The 19,007-nt window shown below is 50.4% G+C and carries 20 protein-coding genes; 7 read left to right on the top strand and 13 right to left on the bottom strand.

Annotated features, from left to right (window positions below):
• Positions 1 to 144: 144 nt before the first annotated feature.
• The 3 genes from GJJ30_RS14355 to GJJ30_RS14345 all read left to right on the top strand — a co-directional run bounded on the left by GJJ30_RS14355 (position 145) and on the right by GJJ30_RS14345 (position 4,084).
• Positions 145 to 822 (top strand): response regulator, encoded by a 678-nt coding sequence (locus GJJ30_RS14355; RefSeq protein ID WP_154175846.1) that lies wholly within the window; start codon positions 145 to 147, stop codon positions 820 to 822.
• A gap of 71 nt (positions 823 to 893) precedes the next feature.
• Complete coding sequence (locus GJJ30_RS14350) at positions 894 to 2,309, top strand: HAMP domain-containing sensor histidine kinase (protein ID WP_154175845.1); 1,416 nt, start codon at positions 894 to 896, stop codon at positions 2,307 to 2,309.
• Positions 2,310 to 2,404: 95 nt separating this feature from the next.
• On the top strand, positions 2,405 to 4,084 hold the full coding sequence (locus GJJ30_RS14345) for a proton-conducting transporter transmembrane domain-containing protein (RefSeq protein WP_154175844.1): 1,680 nt from the start codon (positions 2,405 to 2,407) through the stop codon (positions 4,082 to 4,084).
• Between the two features lie 144 nt (positions 4,085 to 4,228).
• Here GJJ30_RS14345 and GJJ30_RS14340 read toward each other — a convergent pair whose 3' ends face one another.
• From GJJ30_RS14340 to aroQ, 4 genes are all read right to left on the bottom strand, one after another.
• Positions 4,229 to 4,693 carry a pyrophosphohydrolase domain-containing protein gene (locus GJJ30_RS14340; protein ID WP_310588272.1) on the bottom strand — a complete coding sequence of 155 codons (465 nt, stop codon included), beginning with the start codon at positions 4,691 to 4,693 and terminating at the stop codon, positions 4,229 to 4,231.
• 201 nt (positions 4,694 to 4,894) lie between these two features.
• Positions 4,895 to 5,458: a MarC family protein gene (locus GJJ30_RS14335; protein ID WP_154175843.1), complete on the bottom strand. Its 564-nt coding sequence runs from the start codon at positions 5,456 to 5,458 to the stop codon at positions 4,895 to 4,897.
• The gene (locus GJJ30_RS14330) at positions 5,452 to 6,459 is read right to left on the bottom strand and encodes an aminotransferase class V-fold PLP-dependent enzyme (RefSeq protein ID WP_154175842.1); all 1,008 of its coding nucleotides are present in this window, start codon (positions 6,457 to 6,459) and stop codon (positions 5,452 to 5,454) included. Before GJJ30_RS14330 ends, GJJ30_RS14335 begins: the two co-directional genes overlap by 7 nt.
• A gap of 10 nt (positions 6,460 to 6,469) precedes the next feature.
• On the bottom strand, positions 6,470 to 6,904 hold the full coding sequence (gene aroQ / locus GJJ30_RS14325) for a type II 3-dehydroquinate dehydratase (protein WP_154175841.1): 435 nt from the start codon (positions 6,902 to 6,904) through the stop codon (positions 6,470 to 6,472).
• A gap of 96 nt (positions 6,905 to 7,000) precedes the next feature.
• On the opposite strand from aroQ, the gene xerD reads away from it, so the two are divergent.
• The gene (xerD, locus tag GJJ30_RS14320; protein WP_310588269.1) at positions 7,001 to 7,927 is read left to right on the top strand and encodes a site-specific tyrosine recombinase XerD; all 927 of its coding nucleotides are present in this window, start codon (positions 7,001 to 7,003) and stop codon (positions 7,925 to 7,927) included.
• A gap of 55 nt (positions 7,928 to 7,982) precedes the next feature.
• Here the strand turns inward: xerD and GJJ30_RS14315 are convergent, their stop codons facing one another.
• The 4 genes from GJJ30_RS14315 to GJJ30_RS14300 form a co-directional block, all read right to left on the bottom strand.
• Positions 7,983 to 8,522 carry a DUF8685 domain-containing protein gene (locus GJJ30_RS14315; RefSeq protein WP_154175894.1) on the bottom strand — a complete coding sequence of 180 codons (540 nt, stop codon included), beginning with the start codon at positions 8,520 to 8,522 and terminating at the stop codon, positions 7,983 to 7,985.
• A gap of 182 nt (positions 8,523 to 8,704) precedes the next feature.
• Entirely contained in the window at positions 8,705 to 9,295 is a 591-nt protein-coding gene (locus GJJ30_RS14310; RefSeq protein WP_154175840.1) for a class I SAM-dependent methyltransferase, read from the bottom strand.
• Positions 9,296 to 9,325: 30 nt separating this feature from the next.
• Positions 9,326 to 9,544 carry a hypothetical protein gene (locus GJJ30_RS14305; RefSeq protein WP_154175839.1) on the bottom strand — a complete coding sequence of 73 codons (219 nt, stop codon included), beginning with the start codon at positions 9,542 to 9,544 and terminating at the stop codon, positions 9,326 to 9,328.
• Positions 9,541 to 10,044, bottom strand: coding sequence for a SixA phosphatase family protein (locus GJJ30_RS14300; RefSeq protein ID WP_154175838.1), 504 nt, complete (start codon positions 10,042 to 10,044; stop codon positions 9,541 to 9,543). The genes GJJ30_RS14305 and GJJ30_RS14300 overlap by 4 nt, the downstream gene beginning before the upstream one ends.
• Positions 10,045 to 10,218: 174 nt before the next feature.
• On the opposite strand from GJJ30_RS14300, the gene GJJ30_RS14295 reads away from it, so the two are divergent.
• The 3 genes from GJJ30_RS14295 (at position 10,219) to GJJ30_RS14285 (ending at position 13,562) form a co-directional block, all read left to right on the top strand.
• Entirely contained in the window at positions 10,219 to 11,814 is a 1,596-nt protein-coding gene (locus tag GJJ30_RS14295; protein WP_154175837.1) for a peptide chain release factor 3, read from the top strand.
• Between the two features lie 30 nt (positions 11,815 to 11,844).
• Positions 11,845 to 13,089: a peptidase T gene (gene pepT, locus GJJ30_RS14290; RefSeq protein WP_154175836.1), complete on the top strand. Its 1,245-nt coding sequence runs from the start codon at positions 11,845 to 11,847 to the stop codon at positions 13,087 to 13,089.
• Positions 13,090 to 13,280: 191 nt separating this feature from the next.
• A complete protein-coding gene (locus GJJ30_RS14285) occupies positions 13,281 to 13,562 on the top strand; it encodes a hypothetical protein (protein ID WP_154175835.1) in 282 nt (93 codons plus the stop codon).
• 219 nt (positions 13,563 to 13,781) lie between these two features.
• Here the strand turns inward: GJJ30_RS14285 and GJJ30_RS14280 are convergent, their stop codons facing one another.
• From GJJ30_RS14280 to GJJ30_RS14260, 5 genes are all read right to left on the bottom strand, one after another.
• Entirely contained in the window at positions 13,782 to 14,576 is a 795-nt protein-coding gene (locus GJJ30_RS14280) for an SDR family NAD(P)-dependent oxidoreductase (protein WP_154175834.1), read from the bottom strand.
• Between the two features lie 13 nt (positions 14,577 to 14,589).
• Positions 14,590 to 16,275, bottom strand: coding sequence for a D-alanine--D-alanine ligase family protein (locus tag GJJ30_RS14275; RefSeq protein WP_154175833.1), 1,686 nt, complete (start codon positions 16,273 to 16,275; stop codon positions 14,590 to 14,592).
• 207 nt (positions 16,276 to 16,482) lie between these two features.
• Complete coding sequence (locus GJJ30_RS14270; protein WP_124907623.1) at positions 16,483 to 16,749, bottom strand: NifU family protein; 267 nt, start codon at positions 16,747 to 16,749, stop codon at positions 16,483 to 16,485.
• Positions 16,750 to 16,826: 77 nt separating this feature from the next.
• Entirely contained in the window at positions 16,827 to 17,936 is a 1,110-nt protein-coding gene (locus GJJ30_RS14265; RefSeq protein ID WP_154175832.1) for an Mrp/NBP35 family ATP-binding protein, read from the bottom strand.
• A 29-nt stretch (positions 17,937 to 17,965) separates the two neighbouring features.
• Positions 17,966 to 18,979, bottom strand: a complete 1,014-nt coding sequence (locus GJJ30_RS14260) for a GSCFA domain-containing protein (RefSeq protein WP_154175831.1) — start codon at positions 18,977 to 18,979, stop codon at positions 17,966 to 17,968.
• Between the last annotated feature and the right edge of the window lie 28 nt (positions 18,980 to 19,007).

The following is a 19,007-nucleotide window of genomic DNA, read 5'->3' as shown; positions in this document are numbered from 1 at the left end:
GATGAAAATTAGCTTTGAATGGTGTGGATAGGATGAAAAAAGCTACCTGAAGATATATTTCGGGTAGCTTTTTTGTTTACTTGCGTTATATATAGTATTCGACCCGGATTCATTCAAATCCAGCTAAGCTATTCCGATTCAGTTATGAAAATTCTGGTGGTAGAAGACGAACCAAAGCTCGCTTCGTTCGTTAAAAAAGGTTTAGAAGAACAGTCCTTTGAAGTTGATGTTGCATTCGATGGCCAGATTGGACGAAATATGGCCCTGAGCAGCATCTACGATGTCATTGTGCTAGACGTTAACGTTCCGAAAATGAATGGCTACGATCTGGCAAAATCGCTGCGATCCGAAAACATCAAGACGCCAATTCTGATGCTAACGGCCATGGGTTCGCTCGATAATAAGGTGGCCGGTTTTGAAGCCGGTGCCGACGATTATCTGGTAAAACCGTTTGAATTTCGCGAATTGCTCGCCCGGCTGCGGGCGTTAAGTAAACGTACCATCGATACCAGTCTACAGGCCAATCTGCTGAAAGTGGCGGACCTTGAACTGGATCTGAACGAAAAAATAGCCCGGCGGGGTGGCAAACGGATCGAGCTCACGGCGAAAGAATTTGCCTTGCTGGAATACCTGATGCGAAACCGGAGCCGGGTGGTTTCCCGAATCGATATCGCCGAAAAAGTGTGGGACATTCACTTTGATACCGGAACCAATGTCATTGACGTGTACGTGAATTTCCTAAGAAAAAAAGTAGATAAAAATTTCCCGGTTAAACTGATCCATACCGTTATCGGAATGGGGTATATGCTAAAAGAAGAATAAAGAAACGCGAGGAAGGAAGGAATATCCGACCTTCCCCCATTTTCTTTCCGACTCGATTTCTGTCACCTGCCATGAACATCAGAGCCCGACTAACTGTACTTTTTGCGCTGCTGGTTGGTTCAATCATCCTGCTGTTTTCGCTTACCATCTTTTATTTATTCGATCAATACCGCGAACGGGAGTTCTATGACCGACTGCGCCAGAATGCGTTAGCTACCGCCCAACTCCTTGAGAATGTGGAAGTAAGCGGTATTACCGACAAAATGCTGCAACGGATCGAGCTGAATTACATGTCGTTGTATAAAGGACACGTCACCATCTTCCTGCCCGACAACCGCATTCTGCACTCGACCGACTCGAAACGGGAAATGGTTTCCCTCCAGTTTCTGGAACAGGTCCGCAATGGCAAGGAGATCTTCAAACGCAATGGCATGGTCGAAACGCTGGGCATCCGGTTTTCCGACCGTCATAAGCGGACGCTAGTGATCGTGGCCACGGCCATCGACCGCTACGGTTTTACCAAAATTGAATGGCTACGCGACATTCTGGTCATCAGCTGGATCGTTAGCATGGGAATTGTGTTGCTGGCCGGGTGGTTTTTTGCGGGAGATGCCCTCAAACCGGTCTCTGATATCATCGATCAGGTAAAGGACATTTCAGCTACCAACATCTACGCCCGGCTGCGCGTTGGTCGGCAGAAAGACGAACTGGCCAAACTGGCGGATACGTTCAACGAAATGCTCGAACGGCTGGAACAGGCCTTTATTCTCCAGAAAAGTTTCGTTTCCCACGCTTCCCACGAACTCCTGACTCCGCTGACCGTGATGGTGGGACAGGTCGATGTGACGCTCATGCAGCCCCGCAACGAATTCGAGTACAAACAGGCCCTTGAAAGTGTGCTGGAGGAAGGCAAAAAAATGAATAACCTCGTCAACGGGTTGCTCGAACTGGCGCGGGTCAATGCCGATGCGGCCACACTGTCGTTTAAACCGGTGCGGATCGACGAACTGCTCTGGCAAGGGCGCAGCCGTCTGTTGCAAAAAAATGAAGAATACCGGATCGATATTGAATACGAAAAACTACCCGGCAATGAAGAAGAGCTGATCGTCATGGGCGAAGAATCGCTCCTGCAAATGGCGTTTCAGAATTTGATCGAAAACGGCTGCAAATACTCCAAGGACCATCACACCACCGTGACCCTGAATGCCGGTGAAAATACCATTCTGCTAACCTTTACGGACCACGGTTACGGGATTCCGAAAGCCGATATTCCACACCTGTTTGAGCCCTTTTTCCGCTCCGAAAACACATCCGGCATCATCGGTCACGGCATTGGCCTGGCCCTGACCCACCGGATCGTGACGCTTCACAAAGGCCAGATTCACGTGGAATCAGAAATTGGAAAGGGGACTACCGTTGAAGTAACGGTGCCCGTCCGGAAAACCGTAGGGTCCGAAAAACCGCTGGCTTTCGAACTGGATGAATAGCGGAAAAATCAATTTAACCTGTTTTTAACTTACCGTTAATTCACTTTTAACTGTCCTCAACCACCTTTGACTTTTAAGTTATAAGTTGATTGGACATGGAGTCTGCTGTTTTATTATTTACTGCTGCCGGAAGCTTTGGAGTCTTCGTATTCCGGGGGCAGACGAAATATTATTTCAGCCTTTTCCTCCACATTCTCCTCATTATCACCGCTTCTTCCTGGGCTTTTCGGGCGTTATCCGCGGGCGGAGTGATGCAGTTTAATCTGCTGGAAAAAATCCGGCTTTTCCTGTCCGTTAATATTGATAGTTTATCGGCTTTTTTCCTTTCGGTTATCAGCCTGACCATGCTCACGGGTGTGCTGTACGCGAACGGTTATTTGAAATTGTACCGGCAAACCCGCTCGGATCTGCAACTTTCCTTTCACCACCTGGCGCTTCTCTGGCTACATATTTCGATGATTCTGGCTACGACCCTGCGGGGCGGAATCGCATTCCTGACGGCCTGGGAACTTATGGCGATTTCTTCCTTTGGGCTGGTGGTTTTCGAGGTCGAACGCAGGGAAATCTTCAAAATCGGCTTGAATTACCTGCTTCAGATTCAAACCGGTTTCGTCCTGATCCTGGTGGCTTTTCTGGCTTCCCACTCAACCCACCATGCGTTTGGCTTCGATAGTCTCAGCGCGTATTTTGCCCAGCACGAAGTCTGGCCGGTTTTTCTGCTGCTGCTGATCGGTTTTGGGAGTTATGCGGGTTTTGTGCCATTCCACAGCTGGCTCCCTCCTACGCAACTGGCGGCTCCTTCACACGTGTCGGGCATTATGTCGGGCGTACTGATCCAAATGGGTATTTACGGGATTCTCCGGGTGATTACCTACGTTCACACCGAGCTCCTCACAATTGGTTTAATTATTCTTGCTATTTCGTTGCTGTCGGGAATCGTCGGAATTCGGCTGGCGTTTACTCAACACGATGGCAAGAAACTGCTGGCTTACAGCAGCATCGCTAACGCTGGAATCATTGGCATTGGCATTGGATCGGGTTTGGTGGGGCTGGCGTTCGGATCACCGGTTCTTGCGGCTCTGGGCTTCACCGGCGGGATTCTGCACCTTGTCAATCATTCGCTCTCCAAATCGCTCCTGTTCTATTGCGTCGGTTCCATTTACCGAGCGACGCACACCCGTAATTTCGAGCAACTGGGCGGTTTAATCAAAACCATGCCGAAAACATCGACGGCGTTTCTGGTCGGCACACTCGCCATTTGCGGCTTACCGCCTTTCAACGGTTTTATCTCCGAATTTCTGATTTATTCCGGACTCTTAAAAGGGCTCAGGTTGGAAACCGCATCGCTCAACCTGATCATCTGGACCATAATCGGTGGCCTTTCCGTTATTGCCGGATTGACTCTATTTGGCTTCCTGAAAGTTTTTGAAACCGTATTTCTGGGAACTCCGTATTCTGAGCCTGTTGGGCAAGCAAAGGAGGTTACCGACGACATGATGATGCCCAAAGTGATGGCCGGTTTGGGCATTTTGGCCGTCGGCGTATTTCCAGCCTTTTTTTTAAGACTGACCGGTAAAGTAACGGCCCTTTTTGTGAACGACCTGAGTCCACTCAACGAAGTTACCTCATCCCTGATTTATTCAGAGATTGCCGGAACGATCCTTGTTGGCCTGATTTTGCTGGTGCTGTGGAATCGGGCCCAAAAACCGCTTCGAATGAATTATCATCAACCGAATTCGTTTCGTAAACCTCACCGTGAGCATTGGTATGGGTAAATAGGTCGATCAAAATAAAACAATTTCCCCTGGCCGCTCGTCGGCAGTTTAACGTCATTTCGATGGCAATCCCTTAATTATCTGTAATTTATTTAGGTTATTGGGAGCTCCGGCCGGTCACTTGACCGGTCGGACTTTTTTTGCTTACCCCAACATTCCGGCGAGATTCGCCGGGGAGTAGTTGACATTTTTCAACGTCTTTTGGTCCACGGTCCGGTACACCAGGTATTTCCCATCCGACTCCACGTAGTGGCATTCAACGCCTTTATTCTGGTAATGCTGCACCGTTGCTTCGGCCTCCGCCACCGTCAGGCAGGCTTTACTGAGGTTCGACCGCTGTACTTCGTCGAACAGCGACTTGAACTTTTCGCCCAGACCAAATTCCAGAATGGCACCGGCCAGGACGTATTGCAAATCACAGAGCGCGTCCGCCACTTCAACCAGGTCTTTTTCGGCAATGGCCACTTCCAGTTCCTTTAACTCCTCGGCCAGCAACGCAACCCGAAGCTGGCAACGGTTTTCGGACGGAATCTGGGGGGTTTCTAAAACCGGGTGATGAAATGTCCGGTGAAATTCAGCAACGGCGTTTAACGAATCGGGTGTCTGCACTATGATTACAGTGATTAATGATGATGAAAATGATAAACTCGGTTCCGGAGTTGGGAATTCAAATCGTAGAAATTGCCATTTTGAACAATCGCTTTTAAGATTAACCTGTTGCGAAGGTAATGATTAAAGATTTCCTCCAAAAACCAAATTATCCCCAATCGATCCCATCAAGTTAATCATCAACATCACCGTAATCACCGGTCAGAAGTTACTTTTGAATAGTTTAATCGAAATGGCAAGCAGAATAATCCCGAATACTTTCCGTAGAATGTTGGCCCCGCCCGGTCCAATGCGGTTTTCAATCCAGGCCGACGATTTAAGTACGACGTAAATCAGCACCAGATTGATCAAAATTCCGGCCAGAATGTTGGCAGTTGTATACTCGGCTTTCAGCGACAAAATGGTCGTCATGGTTCCGGCTCCAGCAATGAGCGGAAACGCAATCGGTACAATGTGGGCGGCTCCGGTGCTGTGGTCGTCGGCTTTAAAGATATTCCGGCCCAGAATCATTTCCAGTCCCAACAGAAAAATAATGAGCGCCCCGGCCACGGCAAAAGACGACACATCTACCCCGAACAGTTTCAGGATGGATTCGCCTACGAACAAAAAGGTAATCATCAGCACGCCCGACGCCAGCGTGGCTTTTTCGGACTCGATCTTCCCGGTTTTCCGGCGAATGTCGATAATAACCGGCAACGAACCGATGACATCGATCACCGAAAACAGGATGAGCGTAACCGATATGATTTCCTTGAAATTCAACATACGTACCGACGAAGAAACGTCTTCAGTTTCTCAATTTCCCAGTCCTCAATCGCCGGAAAGTTGGCAATCCGGAACGTGTTCGATTTCCAGTCGCCGTACCCATTTCCAAGCGTAATACCGGTTTTTTGCGCAGCGGTTTTCACCGCCCGTATGTCTTCTTCGCTTCCCTGAACGGCAATAACCGTGTCCGACCGCTGCTCCGGATTTTCGATCAATAACCGCCAGTCGGTTTCTTCTGCCAAAAACCGGTACCAGTCGGCGGCCCGTTGCCGAACCAGCGCATCGACTTCCGCAATGGGCGGCACCTGCTCCAACACTTTCATTAACAGATAAATACCTAAACCGTTTGGCGTATACGGCGTCTGGTTCTTCTCCATATTTTCGTGCACGAACAGCAGGCTGTTGTAAAACTGTCGGTCGTTGATGATTTCGGCCTGCCTGAGCGCGTTGGGCGAATAAATCAAAACCGCCAGCCCCGCCGGTAAACCCAGGCATTTCTGAACAGAGGCAAACCAGACATCCGCCAACGACCAGTCGAACGCCAAACCACCCAGCGACGAAACCGCATCGACCGCGATCAGTCCCGTAAATTCCCGCCGAAACTGCGCCAGCGTATCCATCCGAACCTGCGTTCCGTTCGAAGTTTCATTCTGGACCACACAAAGCACATCCGCTTCACCCGGCAGAATCATCGGTTTGATGCGGTGGGCGTACTCCATCCACTTTTTCCCGAATGCACCACCGTAAGGGTGCAGGCTGCTGGTCACCGTCAGCGATTGGGCAATAATTTCCCAGCATTCCGTGGCAGACGATGCAAATGCAATGTGATAATCCGCCGGAATCGCCAGCTTTTCGTGTAGCAACCGAATCGTTTCCTCCACCACGGCCATAAAACCGGCACTGCGGTGATTCTGGCTGACGATCCCCGACTGAATGGCTTCCTGCGCATATCCGGCGACCTGCGGATATACTTTGGAAGGGCCGGGATAAAAAGTAATCATTTTCGTTTCGCTATGATTTACGCTCTAAACTCAACAGATACTGCACGGCCAGGTTATAGCCCAGCAACCCCAACCCAACGATGACACCTTTGCACTTTGCCGACAGATAGCTGTGGTGACGGTAGGATTCGCGGGCGTGAACGTTGGAAATATGCACCTCGACGGCCGGTGCCGGAACTGCCGATAGCGCGTCGGCCAGGGCAATCGACGTATGCGTGTAGGCACCGGCATTGATGACAATTCCGTCGATCGTAAACCCAAGTTCGTGAATCTTATCGATCATTTCGCCCTCGTAGTTGGACTGAAAATACCGGATTTGAACGTCCGGGAACGCCTGTTCGATGGTTTCCAGGTAATCGACAAACGTCCGGCTGCCATAAATTTCCGGTTCGCGCTTGCCAAGCAGGTTCAGATTCGGGCCGTTCAGAATGAGAATTTGTTTCATGGATGTATTGGTCAGGGGCGGTTTTTGTTTCCGTTGAATGATTGTGTATCCCCGAATAAAACCGTAATTCGCAACGGATAACCCGGGATTTACACTGTGTGGCAAAGTTACATTAACGCGTTTAAAAACTACCTGAAACTGGAACGTTCGCTGGCCGAAAATTCCGTTGAAGCTTATTTACACGACATCAGCAAGTTACACGAGTTTCTGGAGCTGGCGGGCGAACCAGTTTCGCCAACGCTGGTTTCGGAAAGCTTGATCTTCGATTTTCTGGCTTATCTGAACGACCTCGGTTTGTCGGCGCATTCGCAGGCCCGGATTCTCTCCGGTCTGAAAGCATTCTACAAGTTTCTGCTGCTGGAAAACGAAATTCAAACTGATCCGACCCAATTGATCGATGGACCGAAACTGAGCCGGAAGCTGCCCGATACGCTCAGTTTTCCCGAAATTGAAGCCATTCTGAGTGCCGTCGACCTCTCAACGCCCGGCGGCACCCGCGACCGCGCCATGCTCGAAGTGCTGTACAGTTCGGGGTTACGGGTTTCCGAATTGCTTGATCTCCGGTTGACGAGCTGTTATTTTGAAGTCGGTTTTATTCGGATTTCCGGGAAAGGGAACAAAATGCGCCTGGTGCCCATCGGCAAGGACGCGATTAAACACACGACCCTGTATGTCGACCATGTTCGGAATCAGCTGGAAATCCAGAAGGGCGCGGAGGATACGGTTTTTTTAAACCTGCGCGGTGGGCCTCTTTCGCGGGTTTCGGTTTTTAAAACCATCAAAAAACTGGCCCTCGAAGCCGGTATTCAGAAGGAAATCAGTCCGCACACGTTCCGGCATTCCTTTGCGACGCACCTGATTGAAGGCGGGGCGGATTTGCGGGCGGTTCAGCAAATGCTCGGGCACGAATCGATCACGACGACGGAAATCTACACCCACCTCGACCGCGACTACCTGAAACAGATCATTACGGATTTCCATCCCCGATCGGCCGGAAACAAAAGTACCCGCCATCAACAATAGCGGGTACTAATCTCGTCGGTTAACCCTAACCCAAATCACATTTTACTTTTAATACTCACGAAGGTTCTCCGACGGTTTTTTCGCCGGAAAAATGATGTTCAGGTTGTTTGAATAATAGATTAAATGAGGTCATGCTGCCGTAAATACGGGTTATGTATTGCTGAATATTCACCTTCTCTTCGTCGTCGATCGAACTGGCATTGACCCGTTGTTCCAGCACCCGCAGCCGATCACGCATCATAACTATTTTATGAAAAAAGGCATCAATCGGTATTTCTTTAGATGCCAGATCTGCCCGACCCGGTTTTAAAATCAATTTGCCGCCCTTCCATTTATCCCCCAGTGGCACCAGTTCTGAGACATCCGCCCATTTTTGCAGGATTCTGGATAAGGATTGCTCCACGTCGAACAGGCTGACCAGGTCGTGGTCCGGTTCCACCAGTTCGATAATTTCAAGTGGTGTGGCCAGCTTTATTATTTTGACGCCAGATTCGGCAAAAGTCACAACATAGCCGTTCGATTTTACATTAATTATAACACCCAGACCAAATTCGGCGTGTCGCACCCGTGATCCAATTCCTAAAATAGTATCCATAAACAATATTTTTGCTTGCACAAAAACCAATCAAATGATGTGCCAAAATGGGAGGGATTGACGATTGACCGTTGACGATTGACCATTGACGATGGACCGTTGACCATTGACAAAAGAATGTTTTCGGGAATTCTCTGCCTCCAGTAGTCGGTGGTCCATCGTCAATAGTCAATGGTCAATTTTCAAGCTGCCCCTTTCGGAAGAAGGACATTACAAATGCAGGTGGATTTTGAAGTTATTGCGGTTGCTTCATCGAAAAGGTCAAAAGCGGTTTTGATGCTTTGCCAAAGCTCATCGCTGTGTTTGTGGTCATTAATCGTTACAATTAGGAACCCGTTGGCTTTGAGATAAGTAGCAAACCGCTGGAGTGTTTTGACCGGATGTTTGCTGTAATAGACCGACTCATTGAAAATGATCATATCGAACTGGACGGTCGGCTGGTGTTTATCCATATCGGCCACCAGATAAGTGCATTTTTCGTCGGCCAGCACCCGGGCGGTTTCAATTGCGCTATCCGAAATATCCAGCCCGACAAAACGCCCGTAGTTCTGGGATTGCAGCCGCTGCTGGAGGAATCCTTCGCCACACCCAATCTCCAGAATTTCGGGCTGGCCCGGTTTGAGGTGTTTGATGTAACCGACGATGACGCTGAAACGAGCCAGTTCATCGAGACCTTTCAGGCCGTCCCACAAACCTTTGTCGTACTGGTAATTCCACCGGTCACGATCGATTCGGAGAATCTTACGTTTGAAAAATGAAGTGAACGATTGCATACGTTGAGTAAAAAGGGCACTGGACGGACCTTACCGACTGGTACTATCTTTAACAAATAGCGTGTCGGCAACGTCCAGCGCTGAAGTGTCGATGGCTGTACCATCCGGCTCAGCAGGTAACGCCCGCTCAAGCTGGCGCTTTTTGTTCCAGGGTGCCGTTGTGCGACGCCCCATATCGACGGCGACAAAAACAACAATAAGGGTAAAAATTAGGGCTGCCGTAAACAGGATGCGCCGGTTTTTATTCATGATTCTTTCAATTTTTTGGGCGAAATGAGGTCCACCAAATGCCCCGTCCGACCCGAAATCTCCGCCCAGTTCAGGTCTTCGAACTCAATGACGGCGACTGCTCCCTTGCTCATCGAACCGACATCGGCGTGGGTCAGATACTCGGCGAAATAGGAAATGTCAGGATTGTGTCCGAACAGCATCACTGACTTGCAGTTTTTATCCAAGCCGTTGATTGCGGCAATGTAGGCTTTGGGGCCGCCATCGAATAACTTCGGTTCAAGTACCAGCGTTTCCGGATCGACCCGCAGTTGTTCCGCCATCACTTTTCCGGTGTCTTTAGCCCGGTTGGCCGTGCTGCTGATCAGGCAATCGGGCTTTACACCCAGTTCGGCCAGGTGATGTCCCACCCGCGCGGCTGCCATGATGCCTTCCGGAACCAGATCGCGGTCATGGTCGCGCTGAAAACTCGCCCGGTCTTCCGCTTTGGCGTGACGGACAAGATATAACGTTTTCTTCATGTGTTAGGTTAAGTAGACCGTTTTTTTTCAAAACTAATCATTCTGCCGAAAAGACAATTAGTCAACTCGCCCGGACGACGGAATGTTGCTCAGCCCGCCCCTAAAAATTTCGTATCTTTGTGTTTTCACAGAAACCGATTTGCAAAATCCGTCTGCAGTAGCAGACTATTTATAATGAGTACGATCGAAGAAATCAGCCGTCGCCGAACTTTTGCCATCATCAGTCACCCGGATGCCGGAAAAACGACCTTGACCGAAAAACTGCTGCTTTTCGGAGGAGCCATCCAGACCGCCGGGGCCGTTAAGTCAAACAAAATCAAGAAGTCGGCCACCTCGGACTTCATGGAAATCGAAAAGCAGCGCGGTATTTCCGTGGCCACTTCGGTGATGACGTTCGAATACCGAGACCTGAAAATTAACATTCTCGACACGCCGGGCCACAAGGATTTCGCCGAAGACACCTACCGGACGCTGACGGCGGTCGATAGCGTTATTCTCGTCATCGACTGCGTAAAGGGCGTGGAAGAGCAAACCGAGCGGTTGATGGAAGTGTGCCGGATGCGCGACACGCCGGTGATCATTTTCATCAATAAACTCGACCGCGAAGGCCAGAACCCCTTCGATTTGCTGGACGAACTGGAAGCGAAACTGAACATCCGCGTTCGTCCGCTGACCTGGCCGGTCAACATGGGATCGGATTTCAAAGGGGTTTACAGCCTGTACGATAAAACGATGAATTTTTTCCGCGTCAACAAAACGAAAGTGGAAGAAGATATTCTGGAAATCGACATCGATTCGCCGGTTCTGGAACAGAAAGTGGGCGAACGGGACGCCGAGCAACTCCGCGAGGATTCGGAACTGATCGAAGGCGTTTATGATCCGTTCGACCGGAAAACGTATCTGGAAGGCAAAGTGGCACCGGTTTTCTTCGGATCGGCGGTTAACAACTTCGGCGTCAAGGAGTTGCTGGATACGTTCTGCAACATTTCGCCCGAACCGATTGCCCGCGCCACCGACAAGCGCGTTGTTTTTCCGGACGAGCCAAAGTTTAGCGGTTTTGTCTTTAAAATTCACGCCAACCTCGACCCACGTCACCGTGACCGGATTGCGTTTCTGCGCATTTGCTCGGGCGTTTTCGAGCGTGGCAAGTTTTACCACCACACCCGGCTGGACAAGGACGTGCGGTTTTCGAGCCCGTTCAGTTTCATGGCCGACAGCAAAAGCATTGTGGATGAGGGCTTTCCGGGCGATGTAGTTGGTTTATACGATACCGGTTCGTTCAAAATTGGCGATACGCTAACCGAAGGTGAAGAGATGCGGTACGTCGGCATTCCGAGTTTTTCGCCCGAAATCTTTAAAGAATTGATCAATTCGGACCCGATGAAATCCAAGCAACTGGAAAAAGGGATTCAGCAATTGACGGATGAGGGGGTGGCTCAGCTCTTTACGATGACCAGCGGAAACCGGAAAATCGTCGGCACCGTCGGGGAACTTCAGTTTGACGTGATTCAATACCGGCTCGAACACGAATACGGCGCGAAATGCCGCTGGACTACCATGCCCGTTTCCAAAGCCTGCTGGCTGACGTCGGATGACAAAAAGAAACTCGACGAATTTATCCGGCTGAAAGGGCTGGCGATTGCCTACGACAAAGACAGCAACCCGGTTTTTCTGGCTGAGTCGGACTGGATTCTGCGGATGAACATGCAAAACAATCCCGAAATCAAGTTCCACTTTACCTCCGAATTTAAAACGGCGGTGGAGGCTTAATTTATTTTAGCGCCCTTATTGACAGTAGCCATGTTGGAAAATACCTCCGTTACCCAGCGGTTTTTACGTTACGTCCAGATCGACACGCAGTCTGATCCGCGATCAACCACCAACCCGTCCACCGAAAAACAGAAGGATCTGGGGCGGGTATTGGTGGAAGAGCTTCACGAAATCGGGATCACGGACGCCGAAATGGATGAATATGGTTACATCTACGCTACGATTCCGTCCAATACCGATAAAACAGATGTGCCGGTTTTGTGCCTTTGCGCGCACATGGACACCTCGCCCGACGTAACCGGTGAAGGCGTAAAACCGCTTACCCACCACGGCTGGGACGGCACGGACATTGTTTTACCCGACGACCCGACCCAGATCATTCGCCTGGCCGACCACCCCGATTTGAACGATCAGATCGGCAACGACATCATTACCGCCAGTGGCACAACGCTGCTCGGTGCCGATAACAAAGCCGGTGTAGCCGAAATCATGGCCGCAGCGGAATTCATGGTGACAAATTCAGTTATCAAACACGGCACGATCCGGATTTTATTTACGCCGGATGAGGAAGTGGGGCGCGGAACCGAGAAAGTGAACATGGAAAAACTCGGTGCCGATTTTGGCTATACCATCGACGGGGAAATGCGCGGAACGCTGGAAGACGAAACGTTTTCGGCCGACGCGGTTAAGATCGTGATCCGGGGAGTAAGCACCCATCCCGGTTTTGCGAAAGGGAAGCTGGAAAATGCCCTGAAAATTGCCGCCGATTTGCTGGCCGCGTTGCCCAAAGACAACCTTTCGCCCGAAACCACGGAAGGTCACGAAGGGTTTATTCATCCGGGCCATCTGGAAGGCAATCAGGATCAGGCGGTTGCGGAGTTTATCATCCGCGATTTTAGCGTAACCGGTTTACACGAAAAAGAGCAATATCTCCAGCAATTGCTGAATACGGTTTTGACCTCCTATCCGAATTCCAGCGCCACATTTGAGGTTCGGGAGCAATACCGCAACATGAAGGAAGTGCTGGATCATCACCCGCAGGTGGTCGAAAACGCGCTGGAAGCCATCCACCGGAGCGAATTGTCGCCCGAGCGCCGGAGCATCCGGGGCGGCACCGACGGCTCTCGGCTGTCGTTCATGGGTCTCCCCTGCCCCAACCTTTTCGCGGGCGAACACGCGTTCCACTCCCGGCTGGAATGGGTGTCGGTGCAGGATATGGAAAAAGCCGTTGAAGTGATCGTGAATCTATGTCAGGTTTGGGAGGAAAGAGCGTAAAGCAACTTTGAGCCGTTTAGTTACGTTTGGATAATAGCACGAATCCAGCTATTATTACTGAAGTAATTCCGGATTCTTTACAATCACGTTTTACCACTGAGAGATGGCAACTTTAACAAAAAGGTCTAAAAGCGTCCTTAAAAAGATGGCTGAAGACAAGGAAAAAACCAGAGAATATCTCAAGAGTGGCGATGAATCCAAAAAACCTGCCGGAATCAAGTTCTTCACGCCGGACTTCTTACCCACTGAAAAGGGATAGCGACAGTTTTTCCTTCACAACCGATCACGGCGCCACTTATAAAATAGCCTTCGTTCAGGATGCGGACTATGTTGGTGATCTTCCTTTCGCGAATGACGTTTACAGTTTTATTCTCGAACAGATTTCCGGAGAATACAAAGGCCGTGATCTGCGGATGAAGCAAACCGTTATCGAAACGATCGGCCTTTTTTTGAAAATTTACCTCTGGCCGTAATCATTTACATCTGTAGTCTGGAAAACGATCACGAAAAAACCAGATATAATTTGTTCAATCGATGGTTTGACGAGTTCGGCAACGCTTACTGCAAAATTAACTACAATGACCGGGAGAGCAGAGTATATGCCTCTGCCCTCTTTCGGAAGGATCACCCGGAACGGTTTCTTATCGAAACCGCCTTTAACAAAATATTTCAGGAAAAATAAATCTTCGGTATTACGCAATCGTCTTCGTCACCCCGCCGTCGACCCGAATAGCGGCACCGTTGGTCGCCGAAGCGAGCGGACTAACCAGGTAAGCTACCATATTGGCAATTTCCTGCGTGGTCGCAAACCGCTGAATAATGGACGTCGGGCGGGCATTCTTGAAAAAGTCCTTCTCCATTTCTTCCACCGAAACCTGATTCATCGTTGCCATATTGCCGATAAAATCACCGACACCTTCGGAAAAAGTGGGACCCGGCAAAACCGAATTGACGGTTACATTGGTGCCCTTGGTCAGCTCAGCCAATCCTCGCGAAACGGCCAGCTGGGCGGTTTTAGTGGTTCCGTAATGTATCATTTCGGTCGGAATCTGAAGGGCCGATTCGCTGGAAACGAAGATGATGCGGCCCCAGTTTTTCGCCAGCATCTGGGGAAAATAGTGACGGGAAAGCCGGACGCCACTCAGGACATTCACCTCGAAAAACCGCATCCAGTCTTCATCCGGAATGTCCGCAAAGTTTTTGGGTTCGAAAATACCGACGTTGTTGATCAGTATATCGACCTCCGGCAGCTCCGCCAACAGTTTATTGACATCATCCGCTTTGCTGAAATCGGCCGCAATGCCCCGAAACTTGGCGCCAGGCAGTTCGCCCGACAGTTTGTCGACCAGTGCCGCTACTTTTTCCGGATTCCGTCCGTTCAGAATCACTTCGGCTCCTTCCTGCGCCAGTGTTTTGGCCACAGCTAAACCAATCCCGGCCGTCGAACCGGTTACCAGGGCGGTTTTTCCGCTCAATTGCAAATCCATAATTCAGTTGTTTTTAAGAATATCGTTCCGTAATCGTCCGGGCCCGCTCCCGCGTTTCCAGAATTAACGGATGAACCGGTTTGCCAAGCGCTTCGAGCACGTCAGAAACCGCGTCTTTAAACAACAAATTAACGGGCAATTCGTGCCGCTCCTGAGCGGTTTTTAGCACCACAACCGGTTTTACCTGCCCCTGAGCCGCCTGCAGACCGTACCAGGCTTTTGCTTCCAGCCAGGTTGCATCAATGGACTCGGCGGTAGTATCCACGACAAATTCTTCAATCGGTACGTGCAGATTTTTCCGGTCGGCCATCCGAATATCCAGATCGGCCAGTTGCTGACGCAGCCGAATAATGTCCTTACCGGAACGGATGCGTTCGCGCAGCGACTGACGGATAAAATACGTGATGGCCTGCGTGACGTTCAGGCCAATTTCGGCCATCTGCTTGAAAATGAGCGAGGTTGGCGACATGCCGGGAATCGTGTTCGGATCATGAAGCAGCACCCGGCCCGGTTTGTCATCCTGATCCGGAGTTAAAAAACCGTCGATTCGGGCGCAGACGTTCATCCCTAAACGGGTAAATACCTCGGCGACACTCAACTGAATTTCGCGGTTATGCTCCAGACTGGTTTCCACCGGAATCCGCTTTTTGGTGGTATTGGACTGGTATTTGGATTTAAAATCGAAACTCGTAACGTTGTAAATCTCGGTCGGTGGCAAGGCAACGGCGGTTCCCTCATCATCCTGAATCACCCCGCACGAAAACTCCTGCCCGCTGATGAATTCTTCAAACAACACGTCATCTTCGGCATTATTCGACGCAATCACCAGCGACTCATTGCCCGCTGCCGCCCAGGATTCCGTTTTTTCAAGCAGTTGGCTCGGGTGGTAAACGGTCTCACCGGTTTCTTCAATCACCACCGGATAGGCAATGCCGGAATCCAGCTCGGTGATGTCCTGCACAAATATGAGCTTTTCTTCTTCTGAAAGTCCTTTCCACGCTTTCAGGTCGATTTCCTGGCGGAAAAAACACTGATCGACGGCCCGGATAAATTTGTTCAGATCGTTTTCCCGAACAATCACCACGCCAATGGACGAGCCCTGATGCGGAGCTTTCACGACGATGGGCAGCCCCAGGCGGTTTTGCAGCGACTCAAACAGTCCGGCCTTATCCGCTCCATCCCAGGCCGTACGACTCAGCACCGACATCTTTTTTTCCTGCCGGTTGACGAGTGCAATCAGCTCGTTTTGCAGAATTTTATTGATGCCTACCGCTGATCCCAGCAAACCCGGTCCGGTATACGGTATTTTGTACCATTCCAGCAAGCCCTGAATACCGCCGTCTTCACAATCGGGGCCGTGCATGGCCAGAAAAACGAGGTCAAAATACTGGCTAAACTCCTGCGGCTGAATGCGCTGGCCAATCGCGTTGATTTGCGTTTCCTGCTCTTCAGCAGATAATTCCGCTAACGATTCGATATAAACGCTGAACCGGCCGTCGGTTTGCCGGGGATAAAAAGCCCGAATGGAGCTTTTATGGAGGAATTCTTCCCGAATCAGAATAAAATTGCCCAACCCATCCACAAACACCATCACAGGCTCAAACAACGCTTTGTCGATATGGGTCAGGGCTGTACGACCGCCCGCAAAAGAGACTTCCCGTTCACGCGACGGGCCACCGAAGAAGATTCCTATTTTCATGGGACGTATCTACTACCCACGGACTTTAGTCAGTGAGCGTATAAAGATGTAATTGACTAAAGTTAGCGTTAATGTTGTCTATTCTATTTAGACAAATACACGAACTAAAGTCCGTGGGTATTGTCGCAAAATAACAAAAAAGCCGCTTATCCGATGGAAAGCGGCCAAAAGTCTTTAAAACTTGAACCCGAACGATTCTGATTATGATTAAAAAGCCGGGGTCAGATTGATGGCTTCAACCCGCGAAACTTCCGGCACGGCTTTCAGGATGGCTTCCTCCAGGCCGGCTTTGAACGTCATCGTTGACATGGGGCAGGAGCCGCACGCACCAACCAGTTCCAGCCGAACCACTTTATCGCTGGTTACTTCCAGCACTTTGACATTACCACCGTCTGCTTCCAGATAAGGGCGAATGCTATTGAGTGCCTTTTCGATGCGATCGACTAATATTTCGTTATCCAGTACAGTTTCCATTCGAACGTTATACAAAGGTGGTCAAGTGACTAATGGTAAAAATACGTTTTTTCTCTCTTAAATCCAATCGAATTGGCTCATTGCCGAACAATTTCGACCGGCCGGGTTTTGTCAAGTGTTGCGTTCCGAACCGAAATCTGTTGGGCCAGCGCTTCAGCCGCCGAGCGAAATGCGCCCGAGGTCACCGGATCATTTTCGGTCACTACCGGTTTTCCTTCGTCGCCCGCTTCCCGAATACTCTGCACGAGCGGAATCTGCCCCAAGACCGGAACATCAAACTTGTCGGCCAGCAACTGACCACCCCCTTTTCCGAAAATATAATATTTTGAATCCGGTAATTCGGCGGGTGTAAAATACGCCATATTCTCAATTACGCCCAAAACCGGTACGTTTATTTGCGGCTGCCGAAACATCGCGAGGCCTTTGGTGGCGTCGGCCAGAGCTACCTTTTGCGGAGTTGTTACAATCACCGCGCCCGTAACCGGAACGGTTTGTACCAGCGTCAGGTGAATATCGCTCGTACCCGGCGGCAAATCGATCAGGAGGTAATCCAGTTCACCCCAGTTCGTATCACCAAAAAACTGCCGCAGCGCCTGGCTTGCCATCGGACCGCGCCAAACCACTGCGTTGTCTCTCGGCGTCAGAAAACCGATCGACATCAGTTTGATACCGAATTGCTGGATCGGCTGTAGCATATTTTTGCCATTCACCTGTCCAACAGCGGGTTGCAGTTCTTCGGCACCAAACATCACCGGAATTGAGGGCCCGAAAATATCGGCGTCGATGATCCCGACTTTCGCACCGGATTTATGCAGCGCTACCGCCAGATTGGCTGTCACGGTCGATTTACCAACTCCGCCTTTTCCCGAAGAAATAGCGATGATGTTTTTCACGCCCGGTAAAACCGGTGTATTGAATCGGGTCGAGCTGACATCCGCCGTCAGGTTCACAATTACTTCAATATCCGGGCCGATGTGGGTGTGAATGGCATCGACACAGCGTTTTCGAATCAGTTCTTTTAACGGGCAGGCCGGTGTAGTCAACACCACGGTAAACCGCACCTGATCAATTCCTAATTCAATGTCTTTCACCATGTTGAGCGTGACCAAATCGCGCTTCAAGTCTGGTTCTTCGACGTGCCCGAGGGCATTTAACACCGATTCTTTGGTAAGCTTATAAGTTGACATACGTAGCGTTCTGTTGGATGAACAGCGAATTAAGCGGCCTGGTTCGCGCCGGGATCAATCGTTTTAAAAGTCCGCAGCCGTCGCTCGACTTCCATCTTTTCCGGGCTCACATCGACTTTCTTCGAAACCGCATCCAGTTGTTTCAGCAAATTTTCCAGAAACCGCCGGTACGACTCCGTTCCTTCGTGAAAAGGCCGATGCGCCAGCGCCTTCCGGAGGTTTTGCCATTCCGTCAGGAACGTGCGAAGTTCGTCATCAAAAGCGCTTTCGGCAAACTTTTCAAAAATATAGGTTTCGGCAACGGCATTGGGATGGATCAGGTCGGCTTCGTAAAACCGGTAATCGCGCAAATCATCCATCATCAGTTCGTAGGCCGGGAAATAATGCACCTGCTCGTGCCAAGCCGTCAACTCGTGGCTCACCGTCCGTAAAATCGATTTGCTCACCTGATTCAGCGGCAGCGAATCCCGGGTATGACGCACTGGACTGACGGTCAGCAGAATCTGCAGCTTCGGATTGGAGCGCTTCAGTTTTTTGACGAGATCGGTCAGAACCACCTGCGTGTGCTCGCAGGTGTACAGGTATTTTTCAAACAGAAAACCGGGCATTTTCTGGCAATTGGCCACTACCTTCCCGGTTTCGAGATGGCGATAGACCATCACCGTCCCCAGCGTCAGCACCAGCCAGTCGGCGTTCCGCAGGGCCGCACCGGTTTGGCGCAGGCTTTCGGTCAGGCGGAGGTGCAGTTCGTCGCGGCTGCGGTCCCAGAGCGAGGAATGAAAATCGTAATGAAACCACAACCCATCGCGTTCAACGTACAGATCCGGGTCCGGGTCGGTGCCCTCAACGGCCGCCTGCAGAAGTTTGGCGATGGATACCGGATTGAACAGGGTGCCGAACGGATTGCTCAACACATCGACTTTATTATCGATCAACTGGCGTCCCAACACCTCGGCAAAGCACGAGCCGATGGTCACGATCCGGGAGTCGGGCCGGATCAAAGCCGGAAGTTTTTCCGGTGATAGTTCAGTACGAAAGTCCATGTATTGATAACAAAAAAGCGGTTCGAAA

Source organism: Larkinella terrae (assembly GCF_009668025.1).
GTDB classification, from domain to species: Bacteria; Bacteroidota; Bacteroidia; order Cytophagales; family Spirosomataceae; genus Larkinella; species Larkinella terrae.
The sequence above is the reverse complement of the archived record's forward strand: the minus strand, read 5'-3'. Positions and strand labels throughout refer to the sequence as shown.

Coding starts and splice junctions, on each gene's coding strand:
- GJJ30_RS14355 (WP_154175846.1), top strand. CDS start 145: ATGAAAATTCTGGTGGTAGAAGACGAACCAAAGCTCGCTTCGTTCGTT.
- GJJ30_RS14350 (WP_154175845.1), top strand. CDS start 894: ATGAACATCAGAGCCCGACTAACTGTACTTTTTGCGCTGCTGGTTGGT.
- GJJ30_RS14345 (WP_154175844.1), top strand. CDS start 2,405: ATGGAGTCTGCTGTTTTATTATTTACTGCTGCCGGAAGCTTTGGAGTC.
- GJJ30_RS14335 (WP_154175843.1), bottom strand. CDS start 5,458: ATGTTGAATTTCAAGGAAATCATATCGGTTACGCTCATCCTGTTTTCG.
- GJJ30_RS14330 (WP_154175842.1), bottom strand. CDS start 6,459: ATGATTACTTTTTATCCCGGCCCTTCCAAAGTATATCCGCAGGTCGCC.
- aroQ (WP_154175841.1), bottom strand. CDS start 6,904: ATGAAACAAATTCTCATTCTGAACGGCCCGAATCTGAACCTGCTTGGC.
- GJJ30_RS14315 (WP_154175894.1), bottom strand. CDS start 8,522: ATGGATACTATTTTAGGAATTGGATCACGGGTGCGACACGCCGAATTT.
- GJJ30_RS14310 (WP_154175840.1), bottom strand. CDS start 9,295: ATGCAATCGTTCACTTCATTTTTCAAACGTAAGATTCTCCGAATCGAT.
- GJJ30_RS14305 (WP_154175839.1), bottom strand. CDS start 9,544: ATGAATAAAAACCGGCGCATCCTGTTTACGGCAGCCCTAATTTTTACC.
- GJJ30_RS14300 (WP_154175838.1), bottom strand. CDS start 10,044: ATGAAGAAAACGTTATATCTTGTCCGTCACGCCAAAGCGGAAGACCGG.
- GJJ30_RS14295 (WP_154175837.1), top strand. CDS start 10,219: ATGAGTACGATCGAAGAAATCAGCCGTCGCCGAACTTTTGCCATCATC.
- pepT (WP_154175836.1), top strand. CDS start 11,845: ATGTTGGAAAATACCTCCGTTACCCAGCGGTTTTTACGTTACGTCCAG.
- GJJ30_RS14285 (WP_154175835.1), top strand. CDS start 13,281: ATGAATCCAAAAAACCTGCCGGAATCAAGTTCTTCACGCCGGACTTCT.
- GJJ30_RS14280 (WP_154175834.1), bottom strand. CDS start 14,576: ATGGATTTGCAATTGAGCGGAAAAACCGCCCTGGTAACCGGTTCGACG.
- GJJ30_RS14275 (WP_154175833.1), bottom strand. CDS start 16,275: ATGAAAATAGGAATCTTCTTCGGTGGCCCGTCGCGTGAACGGGAAGTC.
- GJJ30_RS14270 (WP_124907623.1), bottom strand. CDS start 16,749: ATGGAAACTGTACTGGATAACGAAATATTAGTCGATCGCATCGAAAAG.
- GJJ30_RS14265 (WP_154175832.1), bottom strand. CDS start 17,936: ATGTCAACTTATAAGCTTACCAAAGAATCGGTGTTAAATGCCCTCGGG.
- GJJ30_RS14260 (WP_154175831.1), bottom strand. CDS start 18,979: ATGGACTTTCGTACTGAACTATCACCGGAAAAACTTCCGGCTTTGATC.